General features: G+C 59.1%; 20 protein-coding genes and 2 pseudogenes. 5 read left to right on the top strand and 17 right to left on the bottom strand.

What is annotated here, in order from left to right; genetic code table 11:
• Window positions 1-2: 2 nt before the first annotated feature.
• Entirely contained in the window at window positions 3-1,193 is a 1,191-nt protein-coding gene (locus AB7M23_RS18690; RefSeq protein WP_454241656.1) for a hypothetical protein, read from the bottom strand.
• A 126-nt stretch (window positions 1,194-1,319) separates the two neighbouring features.
• On the bottom strand, window positions 1,320-2,939 hold the full coding sequence (locus AB7M23_RS18685) for an NADP-dependent glyceraldehyde-3-phosphate dehydrogenase (protein WP_454241655.1): 1,620 nt from the start codon (window positions 2,937-2,939) through the stop codon (window positions 1,320-1,322).
• Window positions 2,940-3,128: 189 nt separating this feature from the next.
• On the opposite strand from AB7M23_RS18685, the gene AB7M23_RS18680 reads away from it, so the two are divergent.
• Window positions 3,129-5,321, top strand: a complete 2,193-nt coding sequence (locus tag AB7M23_RS18680) for a putative bifunctional diguanylate cyclase/phosphodiesterase (RefSeq protein ID WP_454241654.1) — start codon at window positions 3,129-3,131, stop codon at window positions 5,319-5,321.
• Between the two features lie 63 nt (window positions 5,322-5,384).
• On the opposite strand, the gene AB7M23_RS18675 is transcribed toward AB7M23_RS18680, so the two are convergent.
• From AB7M23_RS18675 to AB7M23_RS18630, 10 genes and pseudogenes are all read right to left on the bottom strand, one after another.
• Window positions 5,385-6,662, bottom strand: coding sequence for a hypothetical protein (locus tag AB7M23_RS18675; protein WP_454241653.1), 1,278 nt, complete (start codon window positions 6,660-6,662; stop codon window positions 5,385-5,387).
• A gap of 46 nt (window positions 6,663-6,708) precedes the next feature.
• Window positions 6,709-7,452: a hypothetical protein gene (locus AB7M23_RS18670; RefSeq protein ID WP_102051616.1), complete on the bottom strand. Its 744-nt coding sequence runs from the start codon at window positions 7,450-7,452 to the stop codon at window positions 6,709-6,711.
• Window positions 7,453-7,486: 34 nt separating this feature from the next.
• Window positions 7,487-8,167, bottom strand: coding sequence for a C39 family peptidase (locus tag AB7M23_RS18665; RefSeq protein WP_099774965.1), 681 nt, complete (start codon window positions 8,165-8,167; stop codon window positions 7,487-7,489).
• Window positions 8,168-8,228: 61 nt separating this feature from the next.
• On the bottom strand, window positions 8,229-9,248 hold the full coding sequence (locus AB7M23_RS18660; RefSeq protein ID WP_454241652.1) for a heme utilization protein: 1,020 nt from the start codon (window positions 9,246-9,248) through the stop codon (window positions 8,229-8,231).
• A 59-nt stretch (window positions 9,249-9,307) separates the two neighbouring features.
• Window positions 9,308-9,880: an adhesin gene (locus AB7M23_RS18655; protein ID WP_454241651.1), complete on the bottom strand. Its 573-nt coding sequence runs from the start codon at window positions 9,878-9,880 to the stop codon at window positions 9,308-9,310.
• Between the two features lies 1 nt (window position 9,881).
• Window positions 9,882-10,340 carry a hypothetical protein gene (locus tag AB7M23_RS18650; RefSeq protein WP_454241650.1) on the bottom strand — a complete coding sequence of 153 codons (459 nt, stop codon included), beginning with the start codon at window positions 10,338-10,340 and terminating at the stop codon, window positions 9,882-9,884.
• A 281-nt stretch (window positions 10,341-10,621) separates the two neighbouring features.
• Window positions 10,622-11,146, bottom strand: coding sequence for an AAA family ATPase (locus AB7M23_RS18645; RefSeq protein ID WP_454241649.1), 525 nt, complete (start codon window positions 11,144-11,146; stop codon window positions 10,622-10,624).
• Window positions 11,143-11,709, bottom strand: a complete 567-nt coding sequence (gene pnuC / locus AB7M23_RS18640; RefSeq protein WP_454241648.1) for a nicotinamide riboside transporter PnuC — start codon at window positions 11,707-11,709, stop codon at window positions 11,143-11,145. Before pnuC ends, AB7M23_RS18645 begins: the two co-directional genes overlap by 4 nt.
• A 78-nt stretch (window positions 11,710-11,787) precedes the next feature.
• Window positions 11,788-12,522 carry a methyl-accepting chemotaxis protein gene (locus AB7M23_RS18635; RefSeq protein WP_371918265.1) on the bottom strand — a complete coding sequence of 245 codons (735 nt, stop codon included), beginning with the start codon at window positions 12,520-12,522 and terminating at the stop codon, window positions 11,788-11,790.
• Window positions 12,523-12,642: 120 nt separating this feature from the next.
• A pseudogene (locus AB7M23_RS18630) lies at window positions 12,643-13,332 on the bottom strand (cache domain-containing protein); the annotation flags it as partial.
• 374 nt (window positions 13,333-13,706) lie between these two features.
• On the opposite strand from AB7M23_RS18630, the gene AB7M23_RS18625 reads away from it, so the two are divergent.
• Window positions 13,707-14,537 (top strand): undecaprenyl-diphosphate phosphatase, encoded by an 831-nt coding sequence (locus tag AB7M23_RS18625; RefSeq protein ID WP_454241647.1) that lies wholly within the window; start codon window positions 13,707-13,709, stop codon window positions 14,535-14,537.
• A 4-nt stretch (window positions 14,538-14,541) separates the two neighbouring features.
• Window positions 14,542-14,973: a DUF1294 domain-containing protein gene (locus AB7M23_RS18620; RefSeq protein WP_454241646.1), complete on the top strand. Its 432-nt coding sequence runs from the start codon at window positions 14,542-14,544 to the stop codon at window positions 14,971-14,973.
• Between the two features lie 22 nt (window positions 14,974-14,995).
• Here the strand turns inward: AB7M23_RS18620 and AB7M23_RS18615 are convergent, their stop codons facing one another.
• The gene (locus AB7M23_RS18615; RefSeq protein WP_454241645.1) at window positions 14,996-15,340 is read right to left on the bottom strand and encodes an MmcQ/YjbR family DNA-binding protein; all 345 of its coding nucleotides are present in this window, start codon (window positions 15,338-15,340) and stop codon (window positions 14,996-14,998) included.
• Window positions 15,333-16,241: a LysR substrate-binding domain-containing protein gene (locus tag AB7M23_RS18610; protein ID WP_454241644.1), complete on the bottom strand. Its 909-nt coding sequence runs from the start codon at window positions 16,239-16,241 to the stop codon at window positions 15,333-15,335. Before AB7M23_RS18610 ends, AB7M23_RS18615 begins: the two co-directional genes overlap by 8 nt.
• Before the next feature lie 134 nt (window positions 16,242-16,375).
• Here AB7M23_RS18610 and AB7M23_RS18605 point away from each other — a divergent pair, with 134 nt between their 5' ends.
• On the top strand, window positions 16,376-16,987 hold the full coding sequence (locus AB7M23_RS18605) for an FMN-dependent NADH-azoreductase (RefSeq protein WP_454241643.1): 612 nt from the start codon (window positions 16,376-16,378) through the stop codon (window positions 16,985-16,987).
• 129 nt (window positions 16,988-17,116) lie between these two features.
• On the top strand, window positions 17,117-18,148 hold the full coding sequence (locus AB7M23_RS18600; protein ID WP_454241642.1) for an alpha/beta hydrolase family protein: 1,032 nt from the start codon (window positions 17,117-17,119) through the stop codon (window positions 18,146-18,148).
• On the opposite strand, the gene AB7M23_RS18595 is transcribed toward AB7M23_RS18600, so the two are convergent.
• From AB7M23_RS18595 to AB7M23_RS18585, 3 genes and pseudogenes are all read right to left on the bottom strand, one after another.
• Window positions 18,142-19,335, bottom strand: a complete 1,194-nt coding sequence (locus AB7M23_RS18595) for an MFS transporter (RefSeq protein ID WP_454241641.1) — start codon at window positions 19,333-19,335, stop codon at window positions 18,142-18,144. The genes AB7M23_RS18600 and AB7M23_RS18595 overlap by 7 nt on opposite strands.
• A 168-nt stretch (window positions 19,336-19,503) precedes the next feature.
• Entirely contained in the window at window positions 19,504-21,093 is a 1,590-nt protein-coding gene (locus tag AB7M23_RS18590; RefSeq protein ID WP_065758321.1) for an ABC-F family ATPase, read from the bottom strand.
• Between the two features lie 60 nt (window positions 21,094-21,153).
• Window positions 21,154-21,464, bottom strand: a pseudogene (locus AB7M23_RS18585) (integrase).
• Window positions 21,465-21,512 lie beyond the last annotated feature (48 nt).

The following is a 21,512-nucleotide window of genomic DNA, read 5'->3' as shown; positions in this document are numbered from 1 at the left end:
CCTCAATCGCGTTCGCGCATGAAAAAGCCCGCCACGTACTTGCGGAAGGTGTCCAGGCTCTTGAAGTCGGCGTAACGCTTGAAGTGTTCGACCTCCGGTTCCGGGCCCAAGGGTTGTTCGGTCAGTGACACCGACAACACGCGGTCCTGGTCGGAGCTGAGCACCAGCTCATCCATGACCTCGGCGCCGATGACCGGTCGGCGCATGATGACCTTGACCCCCTTGCTGGCCATCCAGTCGATCAGCGACTGCAGCATCTTCAATGGCTCGCGCTCTTCGTCGCGGTAGATCGGAAACAACTGCCCGCGCGAGAGTACGGGTACGCTGGCGACATGGATCAGTTCGTAAAAGTGGCTGCCTGCACGGGTCGGGGAATAGATCGCCAGCGCCAACAACGGCCCCGGGGTCTTGCTGCCGCCCCAGAGCAGGTGATGCCCCTGGAAGTCGAAGCCGTCTTCGCTACGGTCGTTGAATACCTTGCGTGCCTTGATCTGGTTGACGCAATCGAGGATCAAACCATAGCGCCGGTGGTTGCCAAAGGCCGATGATTCTCGCAGGCGTGCCTTGAGCATCATCATGTGCTTCATGTCCAGGCGGGTTTCCAGGTAGTTGCTCGCCGGTACCCGCTCGACCAACGGGTAGCGGCTGGCGACTCCGCGCAGCTCGGCGAACTGTCCGCTCAGGTCTTTCTTCAGGTGTGTGGCATAGACGTTCAGGCCGCTGGCTTCGATCAGGGTCAGCAGCAGGGACAGCAGCTTTTGCTGTTCGCGTTTTTCGCCCGTGCCGCTTGCAGTGCTGGTGTCCTCGTCGCGAGGAAAGTCCCCGATCAAGCGCAGTGGCGTATCAGGGGGCAGCCATGCCGCTGGAAACTGAGTGTGTTCGCTACGTATGCTTTCACCCTCGCGTGCTGCCTTGCCGAATGGACAGTCGACAGCATGTTCGGGGGTGCCTGGGTTGTTCTTCAGAAACAGCGTGCCGGTGTTGCTATTGAGGGTGACATTGAGTATTGGCATCACCTGTTGCTGGCATTCGCATGCCAACCAATGGCCAGCGGCGCGCACCTTCATCAGGAACTGGTTGGCCTGTAACAGGCGATGACCTTCCAGGCTGCCGTCGACAAAGCGACAAACCAGGTCGTTCTCGGCGGCGGTAAGGGTGCGCACCAGCGTAGTGTTTTTCTCGATGATTCTCATGCACGGTCCTGGCCAGAAATCCTTTGTCGGCAAGGTAAGCGAAATGCACCGCAACGTCACCTGTCACCCACACAAGGCAGTGATTCTTGCGCTGGGAAACGGGAATGTCAGCGGTGCTGCTGTCGTTCAGAAAATATAGTCGGTAGTGAGGAAGCTCGACTCGCGGTTACGGATAATGTCGCTGATCAGTTGCTTGTTGCTTTCCTGGAATCGGGTTGCAACCAGTGTACGGATCGAGAACACGCGTAGCGCGTCATGGACCGACAAGGTGCCCTCGGCAGAATTTTTTCGGCCGTTGAACGGGTAGGTGTCCGGGCCGCGCTGGCACTGGGCATTGAGATTGATGCGGCCCACCTGGTTGGCAAAGGTATCGACCAGGCTGCCAATCTGCGCAGAATTATTGCCGAACAGGCTCAGTTGTTGGCCGAAGTCCGAGTCCAGTACATAGTCGATCACGGTCTGTAGATCACGGTAGGGCACAACCGGTACTACCGGGCCGAATTGTTCCTCGTGGTACACGCGCATGTTGGCGTTCACCGGGTAGAGCAGGGCCGGGTAGAAGAACGAACCGCGGCTGTCCCCACCATTGGGGTTGATCACCTCGGCGCCTTTGGTGAGGGCATCGGCAACCAGGCCATCGAGGTATTCGATTTTTCCCGGCTCAGGCAGTGGCGTCAGGCTGACACCGGCCTCCCAGGGCATGCCGGGCTTGAGCGCTGCCAGTTTCTGCTGAAATTTATCGAGAAACTGCTCGACCACCTGTTCGTGCACAAAGAGGATCTTCAGTGCAGTGCACCGCTGGCCGTTGAATGACAGCGCACCAGTCACTGCCTCGTTGACTGCGTTGTCCAGGTCGACGTCCGGCAGCACGATCCCCGGGTTTTTCGCATCCAGCCCCAGGGCTGCGCGCAGGCGGTGTGGGCGCGGGTGGAGCTTTTTCAGGTCGCTGGCGGCCTTGTTGGTGCCGATGAACGCGAAGACATCAATCTTGCCACTGGCCATCAGCGCGCTGACGGTATCGCGGCCACGGCCATAGATGACGTTGATGACCCCGGCAGGGAAGCTGTCACGGAACGCCTCAAGCAATGGGCGGATCAACAGCACACCGAACTTGGCTGGTTTGAACACCACGGTGTTGCCCATGATCAGCGCTGGAATCAGGGTGGTGAAGGTTTCGTTCAAGGGGTAGTTGTAAGGCCCCATGCACAGCGCAACGCCCAAGGGCGCACGGCGTATCTGCCCGAGGGTGTCCTGCTCCAGTTCAAAGCGGCTGGAGCGGCGGTCCAGTTCCTTGAGCGCGTTGATGGTGTCGACGATGTAGTCGCAGGTGCGATCGAACTCTTTCTCCGAGTCCTTCAGGTTCTTGCCGATTTCCCACATCAGCAGTTTGACCACGGCTGAACGCTGTTCGCGCATGCGTGCCAGGAACGCCTCGACGTGCTGGATACGTTCAGCTACACGCAGCGTGGGCCAGGCGCCGCGACCCTTGTCGTAGGCACGTACGGCGGCATCCAGCGCAGTCAGCGCGGTCTCGGCATCCAGTAGTGGCGCGCTGCCCAGAATCACCTGCTGTTCGCCGTCAGGGCCTTTCAGCCAGATCGGGCTGCGCACGGTCGCCAGCGGGCCATGCCATTGTTGCAGTTGGCCGTCGACCAGGTAATCGCGCTGCTCCAGCGGTTCACTCAAACGCCAGGCTTCAGGCACTTCGGTGGCGTTGGGGAACAGTGAATCAAGCAGATGGTTCATGCGTAGCACCTCTTGTTGGAATATGGGTGAAACGATTCAGTTGCAGCATAGCGCCAGCCTGTAAAAAAAAGCCAGTACCGCTCAATGTTGTTCGAAAAAGGTCGATAAACTGTCGCCCCGTCAGTGAAAAGCAGGCGTATGACAACCAGAACCGTAACGTTTGCTCGTATCTGGATTTGGCCCCGCAGCATGCGCACGCCTTTGTTCAGGCTATTACCGATCGGTTTCGCGGTGGTGGGCATCGGTTTGTCGGTGACATTGGGCCATCTGGATGTGCAGCGCCAGGAAAGCGAGTTGATGGGCAATGCCAGTGCGCGGCTTTCAGGCTTGCGTGCCGGCCTTGAGGCTCAACTACGTTCTGCGTTCGGCGAAACCGAAGGAATTGCTCAGCTCATCAGCGCTGATGGCACCATCACGCCTCAGCATTTCCGCGACATGGCCCGTCAGGCCATTGCTTCAGTGCCCTATATACGGCACATCGCTGTGGCACCTGCGGACGTTGTCGCTGATGTCTTCCCGCTAGAGGGCAATCAACGTGTGCTCGGGCTGGACTATCGGACATTGCCGACGCAATACCCGATGCTACAGCGTGCGCGGGACAGTCATCATGCGGTGCTGGCCGGGCCCGTTGACCTTTATCAAGGCGGGCGAGGGCTGATCTACCGGCGTCCCGTGTTTGTCGGTGGTCCGTCGGGCAATACCTATTGGGGCAACCTTTCGATCGTTGCCGATACCGACCGCCTGCTCAAGGCCGCGGGCCTGGATCAAGACGGCGCGTTTGAACTGGCTTTGCGGGGCGCCGACGGTCGCGGGGATCAAGGCGCGGTCATTTGGGGGCAGGCTACGTTGTTCAACGAGCCTGGCGTGACGCTCAACGTTGATGTGCCGGGTGGGCATTGGCAGTTGGCTGCAACCCCTCATGGCGGTTGGCCGACGATGAGCCTGTTCGCTTCGCCGCTGTTTATGTTCTCTCTGGCCTGCACAGGCGTGTTCTGCTTGTTCGTAGCGCAGTTGATCCGTAGCAACCAGGTGATTCATCAGCGTAACGATGAGCTGAAACGCTCGCAGGCTCGGCTGGAACAGTCGGCGCATTATGATGCCGTGACGGGGCTGCCCAATCGGCTGTTGTTCCAGCGGCGTCTTGAACTTGCCATTGCCAACGGCGAGCGCTTGGGCGTGTTGATACTGGATATCGACGGTTTCAAACTGGTCAACGACAGCCTCGGTCACCCGTTGGGCGATCTCCTTCTTCAGCAGACCACCCGGCGTTTCGTCGAGCTGCTCACGGCCCAGGACACGGCGTGCCGTTTGGGCGGCGATGAGTTTGCATTTGTATTGTGTTGCCCGCAGGACGATCAGGTCATGGCGCAGGTACAAGGGTTGCTGCTGGCCATGCAGCAGCCCTTCGATCTCAAGGGCACGGCCGCGCTGGTCACCGGTAGTATAGGTGTCGCCTTCTACCCCGAGCACGGGCATACCTGTGACAGCTTGCTGCGCCATGCCGATACGGCGATGTATGCGGCAAAGGAAAGCGGCCGTAATACCTATCGCACCTACCATCCCGACATGACCCAGCAGTTGCAGCAGCGGATCTTTCTTGAAGGCGCGTTGCGCAGGGCGTTGCAGCAGAATGAATTCGAACTGTGGTACCAACCCAAGATCGACCTGTTCAGTGGCCGTGTCGAAGGCGCGGAAGCGTTGTTGCGTTGGCGTGATCCAGAGCACGGCCTGGTGTCTCCGGCAGATTTCATTCCGCTGGCCGAACGTACTGGTCTGATCATTCCGCTCGGTGAGAAAGTCCTCGATCTTGCGTGCGCTCAGCTTGCCTGCTGGCGTGCGCGTGAACGCTTGCCCGGGCCGTTGGCAATCAACGTGGCGGCGTTGCAGATTGAGCGCAGCAACTTTGTCGAGAGCCTGTCTCGTGCCTTGCAACGTTACGATCTTCCCGCAACATTGCTGGAGGTGGAAATTACCGAGAGCTTGCTCATGGAGAGCCCGCAGCACGCCTGCGAGATTCTTACGCAGTTGCAGCAGATGGGCGTGGCAACGGCCGTCGACGACTTCGGTACAGGCTACTCTTCGCTGGCCTACCTGAAAGTGCTGCCGATTGATCACCTGAAAATCGACCGCACGTTCATCAAGGATCTGCCTGATGATGACGACGGGGTTGCGATTACCCAGTCGATCATTGACCTGGGGCACGCGTTGGGCTTTCGCATTACGGCAGAAGGTATCGAGACACATGCCCAGCATGCATTTTTACGCAATGCCGGCTGTGACCAAGGGCAAGGGTACCTGATTGGTCGACCCATGCCTGCCGACAGCTTTGAGCGCTGGTTAGCCGAGCAGCCGCACAGTCAGCAACCGATGCTTCATTTTTGACCGCCGGGCGTAGGTTGGCCTTGTGGACGCTACCTGCAGGCGACCACAAGGCGTGCTTGATGCTTAGAAGTAGTACGGGAATTTCAGGCTGAAGGTAAAGTCCGGGGCGTCGTCGGTCAGGCCGATCGACAGGTTGGGGACGATGGTCAGCTTATCGGTGGCAGCCAGGGTCATGCCAACGTTGAAGTAGGCGGCGTTGGCATCGCTGCTGGGCACCGTGACCCAGCCATCATTGGTATCCGTTTGGTTGATTTTTGATTTTTTGACAATCAGGTCGGACACCGAGAACGACATACTCATCTTTTCGTTAAGCGCAAACGCGATCCCCGCACCCACCTGGAAACTGTCTCCCAGCCTGACCTTGCCCGGATTGCTCTGGCCGACGGTAGAGCTGATATCGCTGAACGACTCTTCCAGGTTGTGTGTGTAACTCAGGCTGCCGAACAGCACCGCCGGGTCGAACGTCTTGACCAGCGAGATGCCCGGCGTGATCGACCAGACACCGTTGCCGGTCGGCAGGTCCTCGGGGTAGAACAGGCTGTCGTTGTTGGGGTCCTGGAGCAGCTTGATACCGAAGGGTTCCTGGCCGGTCGGCGCTTTGACCCGAAGGGTAAAGACCGTATCTGGCAGGCTTTCCGATTCGTCGAGGAACTTGTACGCCACGCCAAAGTTGACATCACCGATAGTGGGGTCACGGGTAACGGTTTGTTCGGTAATACCTTGAGCGTTATTTTGAGCACCACCGGATTGGTAGGTGGACTCGCGGTAGACCACAGGTACGTTTACGTCGAATTGCCAACGCTGGTTAAGGTTGTAGCGCCCGGTAACGTCGAGGGTCCAGTTGTCGGCCTTGATCCGGTCGAGGTTGATATTACCGAGGAAGATCGAGTCCAGTGCCAGGAAGCCGTTGAGAATCAACTGCCGGGTATCGTAGCGCGCGTAGGTAATACCGGTTTCAACGCTGAACTTGCCGCCACCAAAAAAGCCGCTGGCTTCGTCATAGAGGTTGGAGACACTTTGCGCCGGTTGCGAATCGTCTTTCAGCGACTCACCGTAGGAGCTGCCAGTGCCCGATGCAGCAACGGTCTGGCCCGTACGCGGTTGTGAGGCCGGTGAGCGTGTCAAGCGTTTGGGCGGCGGCGCTGCAGGTTGCTCTTCGACTTGACGAACACGTTGCTCCAGGACCATCAGTGCCTGCTGCTGAGCGTCATAGCGCTGGCGCAGTGCCTGCAGTTCCTGTTTCAACGCTTCTACCTGAGGGTCCGGCGCCGCTTGGAGGAACGTCGCCGGGACTAATGTGCTTAAACATACTGCAGCTTTCAGTGAAAACGAACGATGCATGGGTTAGCCGTCCCTTCCATCTACGAATGTTGAGACAGAGCGTAGTTCAATATCCTGAGATGCGAAGGCCCTTGAGTTGATCAAGGTTGCAGTTCAGCGCTCCAGCCGTGGGCATGTTGTCACGCAGGACGACATTGAGCTGTGTCATGTTGCTGACAACGTTGTTCCCGCCCAGCAGCACTGCTGCCTGCGACAAGCCGCCTTGGGCCAGGCTCTGCACGGTATAGCCCTGATTGTTGCTGGCGTTGATGCCCATCTTGATGCCATTGGCGCCTGCCGAGATGTTCAGGGTGCCAGCGCCGTTGCTGCCGCTGATACTTGAGCCGCCTGCCAGCACCTGCCCTGAGGGTGTTCCATTGGCTGTTGCGGTCTTGCCCTCTTTCACGTTGATGGATACGTTGTTGTACGCGGTGTTGTAGTCACCGGCAGCCTGCAATGTCTGGGTAACGCCCTGGGTGTTGTTTAGCCCTGAACCGCCCGACACGCTACCGGTGCCTGGTGGCGTGGCGTTGCCATTACCTTTGTCGTTGATCAGCGAGACATAGAACTGCGGCTTGAAGGTGTTTTGCTGAACATGCATTGTGGCCGTTGCACCGATGCGGTCGCCATTGGCATTCTGCCAGGTGCTGTTCATCACAACACCAAAGCTGATGATTCGCCCCGGCATCACATAGCGCCCGCGCAGATCGGCCAATTCGCTGTCTTTTACCTCGATCGGTTTAAATACCTGCGCCTGGGCAGGCAAACTGGCTGCCAGGCAGGCGGCAACCAGCAAGGTTGAAGTCTTCATCGGGTATCTCCCCAGAGCTTCATGCCCCTTGTCATTAGAAAAAGTCACTCTGAATGAAGCCGAACTCCATCAATTCCGCATCCTGGACGGGATGGAAATTGTTGATTTTGTTCTTGGCGCTCAGAGGTACGGGCGGGTCGAGCAGGGCATTGGCCTTGTCGTACCCAGGGCCGATCACGGCGAAAATGATCCCGTTCCAGCCTTTGATGAAGTCGTCGAATGCATAACGTTTGTGGCCAAGTACCGGGTCACCAACGTATACCCAGTCTTTTTCGGTGCGCTGTAGCACCACAAAATGCTTGTAGCCACGAATGTCCATCAGCACCACAACCGGAATGCTGACGCTTGAAAGGTTCTCTGGTGCGATGCGGTAACCACGGGCGCGCATGCCAATGCTCTCGACGTAGCGTTTCATGTCGAGCATCGAGAAACCTTGGGTTTTCACCAGTTCCTGATCGGAGTTGGCCAGCATGCCCTCAATGATGTGGGCCTCGTCCACGTCCAGCCAGTAGGCTTGCTTGAGTACGGTTGCCAGCGCTGCAGCGCCGCAGCTGAAATCGGTTTTCTGTTGCACCAGGTCCGCGAAGCGTCGCTCGCGCAGGCTTTGAACTGGCTTGTAAATGACCGTACCGCCAGGCAGGGCGGCGATGGGCATCTGTGCAGCTTCGGCCACGCTGGCCAAACCTATCAGCGCCGCTAGCAGGGCTATTCGCATGGTATTCACACCCTGTGAAAGCAAGGAAAGGGGCCCCGAAGGGCCCCGTTCACTGTTGCGTCTACAGGCAAGCCTTGCAGCCTGCTGCGATGGACAGCGAGTTGCTTTGTTGGTTGCCCGAGCCCGCCGAGACGTTGGCACCGACGTTGCCCGACACGCCGTTCAGCGAGTTGGTCAGCGAGGCGCTGTTGGTCACAGGGTTGATCCAGCCACTTGGGGTCAGCACTTGATAGGTGGCTACGCCGCTCAGCACAAAGGTGCCTTCTTCGTGGAATTTGAGCGGTTGTTTGTCGTCGTCATGACCACCGCCACCACCACGACGGTCGTCGTTGTTGTGGCCGCCACCACCATGGTGATCGTCGCCGCCGACCCAGCCTTTGCCGTCGCCTTGGTAGGAACCCGAAGCGTAGAAGGAGGAGCGGAGTGTTTTGGTGTCGTAGGTGCGGTCAGCTTTGTTGGTGACGTCCAGGCCAGAGGTGGTCTGAGTGGCATTCGCTGTGGCTGAGGCCACACGGCCACCGGATACGGCGATCGCCATGTTGTTTTTCTGTTGGTTGAAGTCGCCAGCGGTAACGTTAATACCAATGTTACCCGAGCTGCCGTTGGCCGAGTTGTTGAGGGTGGCAGCGTTTTGGGTCGAGTAGTTTTTAACGGTGTTGCCGGTGTTATTTTGAGTTGCGGTGGAGTCGGCGATAGCGCTACCGAAGATGAAACGCTCATCGGCTGTGGCGATAGCGGCAACGTTGTCTTGTTGGTTACCGTCACCAGCGGCCACGTTAACGCCCAGGTTGCCCTGAGAGTTGTTGGCCGAGTTGTCCATCGTGGCGGTATTTTCAGTGGCTTGGTTGGTGACACTGTTCCCATAGTTGTTTTGGGTGTCGCCAACTTTGGCCAGGGAGCCTGCATTGATCAGCAGGCCCAGCAGAACGCTTTGGCCATTATTGTGACCACCATTGTGGCCGCCATTATGACCACCGTTATGGCCGCCGTGGTCGTCATTACGTCCGCCTGCGTGTGCAGCAACAGCCATGACCGCTGCGAGTGCGAAAACCAGAGGCTTAAGTGCCATTTGAGGTTTCATGGTGTTTCTCCGCTTTTTTTAGGTAGTTAAGTGTTGTTTTTACTTGGTTACCTGTCGGGTCAGTCCGCAACCCGTACGCTCAGGGTGTTTGCCATTCGGTTGCCCACCCCGGCGCTCTGATTCAACTGGATCACACCACGGCTGCCGGTGAAGGCCCGATCGCTGTTCGCGATCTGGCGGCTGCCGGGTGCTTGATCAGTTGGGTCGGAGCCTTTTACCAGCGCCACGTTTTGTTGATCGAGGACGCTGTCGTCGATGCTTTGCGGAACGGCACTGATGCTGACCCGCACGGCATTGACTTGTTGAGTATTGGCACCGGCTGACTGGTTGATACCCAGTGCGCCGCTGCCATTGCTGAAAGAGTTGCCGCCAATACCGGCCCGGGCATCACGTGCCTGGCTCGTGGCAGTATCGATGTGTTGACGAATCTGGGTTGAGGCATTGGCGTTGGTGCCGATGGCAATAGCCCGGCTGTTGTTCTGTTGCTGCTGATCGCCCGCTGCCTGGTTGATCGCGATATTGCCGCGGTAGCCTTGGCCGCTTGTGTTGATACTGGCATTATCCTTGACTGGGGATCCGGCCAGCGCGAGGCCGCTGCTGCACAGGGCCAGAAACAGGAGTGAGTACCTCATTTCAGCGGCCTCCCGTCAGGATCTGCAGCGGAGCCATGCCACGCTGAACGTTTTGATTGACCTGATTGGAGATGCTGTTACCGCCACCGCTGCCCGCCCCGGAGCCGCCGGCCATGCCAGGCAGACGCACCTGTTGCGCCGCGCCCAGGCCGCGAACAGTGCCGGAGTTGTCTGGGGTCAGTACGCGCGTCATCAGCGATGAACCGCTGGCAACACCTGCGAAATCGCCGTCACTGAGCTCATTATTGGTTTGGGCTGTTACGCGTTTGGACGGATTGGCGCTGACGGTAGTCGGGTGCGGGTCTGGTGTACCGGTGGGACGTACCGCTGGGCGGGCCTGTACATCGCGTTGCAGAACGATGACCCCATTCCCGGCAGCCTGAACGGGCAGGCAGAAGGTGGCGCTCAATGCGCATCCCATCAGCAGAAGACGAAGCAGGTGGTTGTTCTGATTCCCCACGGCGGCGGTTCCTTCTTCAAGTTCGCTGGCCCTATCAGCGTTGTGAGAAGGAGAGCAGAAGGCGTGCCGCTTTTGGTTTATTTTGAAATATCAAAGAGTTGCGGATAAGCGACTGCGGGGAGGGCAGGGCGATGTAACGGTGGTGAGACAGATGTTGCCCTTCTGGGCACCCCGTACCCTGTTACGCCAGGTTTACACTGCTCGGCAATCATGGAGTCAACCCATCAAGACCGGGGGTTAGCGCAGGTGGCAGTGTATCGCTGATGTAACAACCCAATGGCTTAGTGGTACAGCAAACCTGCAACCGCATCAAAAACCGCGTTTTTTCGTCGGTTCCAGTCACCGTCGATGGCGATGAACGGTTGTTGATGTTGCTCCAGCCAGGCGCGGCTTTCCTCGAAAAATGCCAGGCGCTGGGCCAATTCCGGTTGGCAGCGCTGTCCGTCGTCTACCCATTCAACTGACGTTGGGCTGAGCAGCAGGTGCAGGTCGTAGCGGCGCTCAAGCAACGCTGATTCGACCCAGTGTGGGCAGTCACCGAACAGCGTGCGGCTCCAGAGCAGGTTGCTCAGCAGATGGGTGTCGAGGATCAACAGCTCAGGCGCTCTGCCGCGCGCTGCATCCTCCCAGGCCAACTGGCCACGGGCGATGGCCGGGATGTCGGCGTAGCAGGTGTCACGTTGCTCGCGGTCAATGAAGTGGCGTACGTATTCGCCAACCAGTTCGCCGCCGAAACAGGCCTGGATTTCGCTGCCAAGCCAGCTCTTCCCGCTGGACTCGGGGCCGCTCAGCACCAACACTTTCACGCGTTCACCAAGGCAGGGTCGCGTTGCCACTCACGCCAGCCCTGGACAGCGATCAGGGTGAACAGGGCGTAGAGTGCTGCCGTCAGGTAAAGCGCCTTGTACACAAACAAACCGACGAAGATGACGTCAAGGACAATCCATAGCGCCCAGCATTGCAGGCGCTTTTGCGCCATCCATAATTGCGCCACCAGGCTGAAGGCCGTCAGCGTGGCATCCAGCCAGGGTTGCGCCGCATCTGTCCAGGTGGCCATGGCCGCACCCAACCCCAGGCTTGCCAGTGCGCCCAGGCCCAGGCCAAACAGCAGCGGTGCAGGTTGCAGGGAGCTGACCTGGCGTGCCTCGGCGAGGCGCTCGGGGCGTGTCCATTGCCACCAGCCGTAGACCTGCAACAGCGCATACACCAGTTGCAGCAGCATGTCGGAGTACAGTTTCACCTCGTAAAAGACCACGCTGTACAGCAGCACCATCACCAGACCAATCGGCCAGCACCAGGGGTTCTGTTTGACGGTGAGCCAAACGGCAATGACGCCGAGCACGGCGGCGAACAGTTCGAGGCCGGACATCGGCATTCCTTGAGGCAGGTTCGAAAGAGGCGGGGATTGTAACCTGTGGCGCAGAACACGCCACAGGTGCGCGGGGCTTTAGACGTGGAACTGGCGCAACAATTGTTCAAGGCGCTCGCTGAGCTGGCGCAATGCCAGGCCGGCACTGCTGGACTGTTGTGCTGCACTGGCGGTTTGCCGAGACAGGTCGGCAGTTTCTGTCACGTTGCGATTGATCTCTTCAACCACATGGGATTGCTGCAAGGTGGCGCTGGCAATCGAGGCGTTCAGGGCATTGAGGTTGAGTAGCACCTGGCTGATTGCATCGAGGCTGGCACCGGCTTCACTGGCCTGCTCAACCGTTTGGCGCGAAGCGGTGCTGCTGGCACCGATGGCCTTGACTGCCGCTTCGGACTGCCCTTGCAGGTGTTCGATCATGGTCTGGATTTCGGCGGTGGACTGCTGAGTGCGCTGCGCCAGCAGGCGTACCTCATCGGCAACCACCGCGAACCCGCGGCCTTGCTCACCTGCGCGGGCCGCCTCGATGGCCGCGTTGAGCGCCAACAGGTTGGTCTGCTCGGCAATGGCCCGGATCACTTCCAGAACGCTGCCAATCTTCGTGCTCTGGTTGGCCAAGGCCTGAATGACTTCAACGGCTTCATCAATGGTGCCGGAGAGTTCACCGATACGTTGCAGGCTGCCCTGGATGCTCTGCTGCCCCTGTTCTGCACGGTGCTGGGCGTCTTGCATCTCGGTGGAGGCTTGTTCGGCGTTCTTGGCCACATCCTGTACCGCGTAGGTGACCTCGTTGATGGCGGTGGCGACCTGTTCCATCTGCTGCGACTGTTGTTCGCTGCGCAGTTCGGCCTGGTTGGCGTTGTCGCCCATCTCGACTGCCGAGTGGCCCAGCGCGCGTGCAGCGTCATGCAATTGGCCGACCACCTGCTGCAGCTGTGCCGTGAAGCTGTTGAAGTGTGTCCCCAATTGCGTAATCTCGTCGCGGCCATGGGTGTCTAGGCGGCGGGTCAGGTCGCTTTCGCCGCTGGCGATGGTGGCCATGGCATCGACCGCCTCCTGCAAGGGGCGGGAAATGCTGCGCGCGATCACTACGACCAGCAGTCCCATGATCAGCGCAATAGCCAACCCCAGCAGCGAGGCATCACGCAGTTGCCGGTTGAACTCGGCTTTCATGTCATCGATATAGATGCCTGAACCAATGATCCAGCCCCAAGGCTTGAACAGTTGGATATACGACGTTTTCTGTACCGGATCGCTCGCCCCGGGTTTAGGCCAGCGGTAATCGATGCTGCCAGCCCCCTTGTCCTTGGCCAGCGCAACCATGGCATTGAACAAGGCGAAGCCGTCTGGGTCCTTGATGCCTGAGAGTACCTGGCCGTCGAGCTTGGGGTTGGCCGGGTGCATGATCATCTTCGGCTCGAGGTCGTTGATCCAGAAGTACTCGTTCTGGTTGTAGCGCAAGCCGCGTACAGCGTTCAGCGCCTGTTGCTGAGCCGCATCGCGGGTCAGGCTACCGCTTGCCTCAAGCCCTTGGTAGTAGGTCAGGATGCCCGCAGCAGTTTCGACCACATGGCGGGTTTTTTCGGCCTTGGCCTGGTAAAGGTCACCGTGAATCTGGCGCAGCATCAACAGCCCCAGGGCAAACAACATCACCACCGCCACCACCAGGATGAGCCAAAGCCTGCGGCTGATCGACATATTCCGTAGAGTCTTCATGTAGGTCACTCAGGTATTTTTATTGTCTTGTGCATCCAAGCACGTTTTTACTGCCCTTACCTAGTCGACCAAGGGCTAAGTGCTTGATCCAGAGGCATCTGTTGCGTAGATCAGCAGCGTTTATCCGGCAGGTCTGCTAGCATTTCGGCGCCAAAGCGATAAACCTTGAGGGGCGTGAACCTTTTCCGTGGTTTCACGATCCACTGTCGCTGTGATTTACCGTGCATACACCACTTTAGAAAACATGAAGGGGCCTGCCTTGAGCAGCGCTTCACGGGGGAATGATGGATTTTTGGACCGCCATGCAGGCTGTAATACTTGGGATTGTCGAGGGCTTGACGGAATTTCTGCCCATCTCCAGTACCGGCCACCAGATCGTTGTTGCCGATCTGATCAATTTCGGCGGTGAACGGGCCATGGCCTTCAACATCATCATCCAGTTGGGGGCGATCCTGGCAGTGGTCTGGGAATTTCGGGGCAAGATCTTTGACGTGGTCGTTGGGCTGCCGCGCCAACGCCAGGCGCAACGCTTCACTGCCAACCTGCTGATCGCATTCACGCCGGCAGTGGTCCTGGGTGTGCTGTTTGCCGACCTGATTCATCACTACCTGTTCAACCCGATTACCGTTGCGACGGCGTTGGTGGTGGGCGGCGTGATCATGCTGTGGGCCGAGCGTCGGGAGCATGTGGTGTCTGTCGAGCATGTAGACGACATGCGCTGGAGCGATGCCTTGAAGATCGGTGTAGCCCAATGTCTGGCGATGATTCCAGGCACTTCGCGTTCAGGCTCCACCATCATTGGTGGTTTGCTGTTCGGGCTGTCACGCAAGGCTGCGACCGAGTTCTCGTTCTTCCTGGCCATGCCGACCATGGTGGGTGCAGCGGTGTATTCGGGCTACAAGTACCGTGCACTGTTCCAGGCCGGTGACTTCCCGGTGTTCGCGATTGGCTTTGTGGTCTCGTTCATTTTTGCCATGATCTCGGTGCGTGCGCTGCTGCGGTTCATTGCCAGCCACAGCTATGCCGTTTTTGCCTGGTACCGGATTGCCTTCGGCCTGATCATTCTGGCCACCTGGCAATTCGGGCTGGTCGACTGGGCAACGGCGCAGAGCTGACCGGGTGCGTCAGGCTGCTGTCAAGCCGCGCCCGGCCCCAGTCCGAGGCGCGGTTCAACACCTCAAGCTCAAACTGTCGCTGTTTGCCGGTATCTGCCTGTTTCCGTCCTGGGGTGTGCTGCAGATGCTGCAGGGCGGGCATTCCTGGTTGCCAGCAGTGCTCTACCCGATAGCCAGCCTGCTCAGCGTCTTCCTTTATTGGAACGACAAACGCAAGGCGCGCAACAATACCTGGCGGACCCCGGAAAAATGGCTTCACGTCGTTGAGCTGTGTGGCGGTTGGCCAGGCGCCCTGGTGGCTCAGCAGGCCTTTCGGCACAAGACCCGCAAACTGTCGTTTCAGTTGATCTTCTGGGCAATCGTCGCCGCGCATCAGGTGTTCTGGGTTGATTATCTGGTGCTGGCGGGGCGCGGGCTGGGCAGACTGTTTCAGTAAGCGCTGAGCCTGCCCGCGCCAATCAGAGCAACAAGCCCGCTTGCAAACGCTTCGGTAAGCGTCGTACCACCAGTTGGTGCGACCGTTGCAGCAGATCGCACAGTTCTTCACGGCCCATGGGGTAGGGCTGCTCCATGCTGACCCAGTGGGCGCGAGCCAGATATGGTGCCGGGCGAATACCGGGCCTGTCCACATAGCCAAGGAACAGCTCGTTGTCGACCTTGAAGGCCAGGTCGGCGCGGTTCAGGTTGATCAGGGCGAACATCTTGTTGCCGGCCACAGAGAACACCCGGACGCCCCCCCATTTGTAATCGTCCTGTACGCCCGGCAGGCTCAGGCAAAACTGCACCACGTCATCTTCAGACATAACGCTCTCCACAGGCTTCAAATGAAATGACCAGGTGATCAATCCAGGCGCGTACGGCAGGTAGTACACCTCGCCTGTGCGGGTAGACCGCCTGCAGATAGCCGCTGGGTAGCGACCAGTCGGGCAATAGGCGGATCAGTTCGCCGCGGGCGAGTTCTTCTTCGCAATGCATGATCGGCAGGGCCGTGAACCCCAGGCCGGCAACGGCGGCGGATTTTCGTACGACAAAGTCATCAATACCAAGCCTCGCCTCCAGCGCCAGGTCCTCGCGATTGCCCTTGGCATCCAGCAGGCGCAGGTGAACCAGGCGGTCAGCCTCCAGCGCGCCCAGCACGGGTACATTGATCAAGTCCTGTGGTTGCTCGATGACATGCTCGGCGGCGAAGTTCGGTGCTGCGACCAACAGCATTTGTGCCTGGCGCAAACGCCGCGTGACCAGGGTAGGGTCTTCGTCGCCCTGGTCGCGTACGCGCAATGCAACGTCAATACCCTCGGTGATCACATCAACCCGACGATTGAGCAGCACCATGTCCAGCTGTACCTGTGGGTAGCGTGCCAGGAAGCTGCTGATGACTTCTGGCAAGAATGCATGGGCCAACGCAACCGGTGAGGACACGCGCAAGCGCCCGCGTGGTTCGCTGACCATGCTTGCAACCGCTTCGTCGGCCATCTCCGCTTCCAGCAGCATGGCCTGGCAATGACGCAGGTAGCGCTCGCCAACCCCGGTCAGCTTCAGTTGTCGGGTCGTGCGTTGCAGCAGGCGAGTCCCCAGGCGTTCTTCCAGTTCGGCAATGCGTCGGGATAACCGGGACTTGGGTATACCAAGCAGACGCCCGGCCGCAGAGAAGCCTCCGGCCTCAACCACCCGGGCAAAGTAATAGAGATCATTGAGGTCTTGCATAGCTTGTCCTGCACTGTTCTGTATTTAGGACAAACTAACGCATTTTTGCCGACTAATCCTCTATTCGCTGTTTGGGTAGGATTCTCTCCATCGTGATCGCCGACTCGCGGTCTTCAAAATCCAGGAGAACACCCATGAAACTGTTGCACATCGATTCCAGTATCCTCGGCGAAAATTCGGCTTCCCGTCAGTTGAGCCGTGAAGTCGTGCAGGCCTGGCAGGCGGCTGACGCCACTGTAGAAGTAACTTACCGCGACCTGGCCAGTGATGCCATCAGCCATTTTTCCGCTGCCACCCTGGTCAGTGCTGGTACGCCAGAAGAACTGCGCGATGCCGCCCAGAAGCACGAAGCTCAACTGAGCAGCGAAACACTGCAAGAGTTTCTGGATGCCGATGCGGTGGTGATTGCCGCACCGATGTACAACTTCAGCGTTCCCAGCCAACTGAAAGCCTGGATCGACCGTATCGCGGTTGCCGGTAAAACCTTCCGCTACACCGAGGCTGGCCCTGAAGGCCTGTGTGGTGGCAAGAAAGTCATTGTCGTATCCACCTCGGGTGGCCTGCATGTTGGCCAGCCAACCGGTGTCGGTCATGAAGATTTTCTCAAGGTGTTCCTGGGCTTTATTGGTATCACCGATGTCGAGTTCGTCCGCGCCCATGGCTTGGCATATGGCGATGAACACCGCAACAATGCCATGAGTGCAGCGCGCGCTCAGATCGATAACGAGCTGTTTGCAGCTGCCTGATTTCGAGTAACCACCGCATAAGCCGACTGCCGGGGTAACCGGCAGTCGGTTTTTTCATTCAGTTTTCATCTGGCGCGCAGTGCGCCAGCCTATGCTGATCGCTGGCTATAAAGGGACAAGGTGTCAGCCATGCAGCGTCTGTCTGGTTTGTTCATCCTCGCGGTGATCGGGATCGTGTTGTCGCTGCCGGGCGAGGCGGGCGAGCGCTGGCATGTGGGGTTGCACCGGATGATCCTCGCCGACCCGCTGGACGAACAGCCGATGCAGGCCTTGGCCTTTTACCCGGCCACTGGGCCAGCACATTGGAGCCGGGTTGAAGGCTATCGGGTGGAAGCCGGTTTTGAGGCACCCATTGCGATGGGGCGTTTCCCGCTCTTGATGCTTTCCCATGGCAATACCGGTACGCCATTGGCATTGCATGACCTGGCAACGGCACTGGCACGCAAGGGCTTTGTGGTGGTGGCGGTGGTGCACCCGGGGGACAATGCCCAGGATCACAGCCGACTGGGCACCCTGAGCAACCTCTATGGGCGTCCGCTGCAGATCAGCGCTGCCATCAGCGCAACCCTGAACGACAAGCTGCTGGCGCCCTATGTCAACGCCGAGCAGGTCGGGGTGATTGGTTATTCGGCGGGTGGTGAAACCGCGTTGATCCTTTCCGGCGCACGCCCGGAACTGGATCGCCTGCGCCGTTATTGTGAAGAACGCCCACTGGATGCTGACGCCTGCAAGATGCGCGGGCAACTGATCGCCGACCGTGACGACCTGCTGCCCGCCGCAGACTCAAGGATCAAGGCATTGTTGCTGATGGCGCCGTTGAGCCTGATGTTCGGTCGTCATGCCCTGGCCGGGGTAAAAGTACCGGCGCTGATCTACAGTGGTGATCGCGATCAGTTGCTGGCAATCGACAAGAACGCCGCTGCGCTGGCGCGTAAACTGCCTCGCAGTCCTGATTACCGGCTGCTGGCCGGTGCAGGGCATTTCATTTTCATGGCGCCATGCGATGAAGCCCAGCGTGTTCACATGGCCGCGCTATGCACCGACGCCGAGGGCGTCGACCGTGCCAGCATTCATCATTCGCTGCAGTCGGAGGCGGCGTTGTTTTTCAGTCAGACGCTTGGGCGAGCGGACCGTACGGGATGGCGTACGGCTGATCAGTGAGTATGTGCGCTGCGCCGCGACAGCAGCAGTACCAACCCGACTCCAAGTAATGCCAGCAATGACGCGATACCGAAGATCGATTCATAGCCTAGATGTGCAGCTACCGCGCCCATTAGCGGCCCGGCGATGGCCAGGGCCAGGTCGAAGAACACTGCGTAAGCGCCCAAACCCGCGCCACGGCTGCTACTGGGTACTTGTTTGATGGCTTCAAGGCCCAGTGCCGGGTAGACCAGCGACAGCCCGGCACCGCTGAGGCCCGCGCCGAGCAATGCCAGTAGCGGGGAGGGCGCCAGCCAGAGCAACGCCAGGCCAGCGGCTTCAGTCGCCATGCAGACAACCGCAACTGGATAACCGCCCCAGCGATTCACCGCATTGACGAACAGCAAGCGGGACAGAATGAAGCAGACCCCGAACGCACTCAGGCACCAGGCTGCGCCGGTCCAGCCACGCTCACTGTAGAAAAGGGTCACGAAGGTGGTCAGGGTGCCATAGCCGATGGACGCCAACGTCAGGCCAACACCACAGGGCGCTACCCGCCCGAAGGCCGTCCAGAACGGCAGGCGCTCGCCGGCAACGACCGGTAGCGAAGGCTTGTTGCGGATCACCAGCAGGGCCAATGTCGCCAGGACAAACAGGACCAGGCCGATGCTTGCGAAGTTCAGCAACTGGTTCAGTTTCACCCCAAGCGGCGCACCAATGGCGATGGCGCCATAAGAGGCGATGCCATTCCAGGAGATGACCCGTGCTGTATGCGCTATCCCCACCTGGCTGATGCCCCAGCTCAAGCTGGCAACACCAATCAACCCTTGGGCAAGGCCCAGCAGCACGCGCCCGGTCAGCAATACCGCCAGGCTGAGCAAGGGCATACTGACCAGCAGTGTCGAGGCCGCCGTCGCCAGGCCGCTCAGGGCAATGGCGAGCAGGCCGTAGATGATTGCACGCTTGCCGCCCAGGCTATCAGCCACGCGCCCGGCCATCGGCCTGCTGACCAGCGTGGCGAAGTACTGCAAGCCTATGGTTATCCCGGCCACAACCGGACTGAAGCCCAACTGCTCATGCACGTAACCCGGCAGCACGGCAATTGGCAGCCCTACGCAGAGGAAGGCGATAAAGGTATAGAAGATGATCGAGACGATTTTTCGGGTAATCGTCGTTGCCGGCAGTGCGGCGGGTTCTAGCGCAGACATGGCTACACAGGATGGGCGTTTGGAAACGCCATCATCGCTGTATGCGAGGGAAAAAGAAAGCAGGCTAACGAATCTTGGCGGTCCGTTAGCCTGCTTTTATAGGCGTCCCGCTTGTGGCGACGGGGCCGGGTAGCACGCCATCGCCTTCAAGCAGGCTTTTTACGAGTGTTAAACGATTACACCCTGGCTACGCAGGTAGTCATCGTAGGTGCCGCTGAAGTCCACGACACCGTTGGCGCTCAACTCGATGATGCGGGTGGCCAGCGAGGACACGAACTCACGGTCGTGGCTGACGAACACCAGCGTACCCGGGTAGTTCTCCAGCGCCATGTTGAGGGCCTCGATCGACTCCATGTCCAAGTGGTTGGTCGGTTCGTCCATCAGCAGTACGTTGGGCTTTTGCAGGATCAGCTTGCCGAACAGCATACGGCCTTGCTCACCACCGGAAATCACCTTGACCGACTTGAGGATTTCATCGTTGGAGAACAGCATGCGACCCAGCGTGCCGCGAACCAGCTGCTCGCCGCCCTGGGTCCACTGGCCCATCCAGTCGAACAGGCTGACATCGTCTTCGAAGTCCGAGGCGTGGTCCTGGGCGTAGTAACCGATCTCGGCGCTTTCGGTCCACTTCACTTCACCGCTGTCTACCGGCAGTTCGCCGACCAGCGTACGCAGCAAGGTGGTTTTACCAATACCGTTCGGGCCAATGATCGCCACGCGCTCGCCGGCTTCGACCTGGAAGCTGAAGTTCTTGAACAGGGTATTGCCATCGAAGCCCTTGGAGACGTTCTCGACGGTAACTGCCTGACGGTGCAGCTTTTTCGTCTGCTCGAAGCGGATGAACGGGCTGACACGGCTCGAAGGCTTGACTTCAGCCAGCTGGATCTTGTCGATCTGCTTGGCCCGCGACGTGGCCTGCTTGGCTTTCGAGGCGTTGGCCGAGAACCGGCTGACGAAGGTCTGCAGCTCGGCGATCTGGGCTTTCTTCTTGGCGTTGTCCGACAGCAACTGCTCGCGCGACTGGGTCGCGGCGATCATGTACTCGTCGTAGTTGCCCGGGAACAGGCGCAGCTCACCGTAGTCCAGGTCGGCCATATGGGTGCAGACACTGTTCAGGAAGTGCCGGTCGTGGGAAATGATGATCATGGTGCTGTTACGCGCCGTGAGGATGTTTTCCAGCCAACGGATGGTGTTGATGTCCAGGTGGTTGGTCGGTTCGTCGAGCAGCAGCACTTCCGGGTCCGAGAACAGCGCCTGTGCCAGCAGCACGCGCAGTTTCCAGCCTGGGGCAACTTCACTCATCGGGCCGAAATGCTGCTCGAGCGGAATACCCAGGCCCAGCAGCAACTCACCGGCACGGGACTCGGCGGTGTAGCCGTCCATTTCGGCGAACTCGGTTTCCAGCTCAGCGACGGCCATGCCGTCCTCTTCGGTCATTTCCGGCAGCGAGTAGATGCGGTCGCGCTCGGCCTTGACCCGCCAGAGCTCTTCGTGGCCCATGATCACGGTATCGATCACGGTGAATTCTTCATAGGCGAACTGGTCTTGACGCAGCTTACCCAGGCGTACGTTCGGCTCCAGCATGACCTGGCCTGCGGATGGCTCCAGGTCGCTGCCGAGGATTTTCATGAAGGTCGACTTGCCACAACCGTTGGCGCCGATCAGGCCGTAACGGTTGCCGTTGCCGAATTTGACCGAGACGTTCTCGAACAGCGGCTTGGCGCCGAACTGCATGGTGATATTTGCGGTAGAAATCAAGTGCTTATCCTGCGGGGGTTCCAGAGGTGTGTTTAGGTGCCGTAGTCTATTTTGGGCCAATCAGACTCTAGTCGGCAGCTTCTCCAGCTCCCTCCAATCCGAGGAGGAGCTGATCCATTTTGCGTAGGTAGAAAGCAGCATCTCGACGCTGTGGCCGAGTTGGTTCGCGATGAACGCAGGGTTCATCCCAGCCATTAGGCACATAGTTGCGTAGGTATGGCGCGTGTCGTACTGCCGACGTTCACGGATGCTCAGCGCAGCGAGCGCGAGCTTGAAGTGCTTGATTGTAACACTTGGCTCCCTGATCCACATCCCGCCTTTTCCTGGTTGGAATACAAAGGGCTGGATGGCGTAGCGGACTTTGAGGCCATTTTGCGCAAATCAGCAAGGCGCCTGGCCTGCCCGAGGGCATGAGGTGC

The sequence above is a fragment of the Pseudomonas sp. HLS-6 TE3448 genome (genome assembly GCF_053629555.1).
This window is presented reverse-complemented; position numbering and strand designations above follow the sequence as displayed.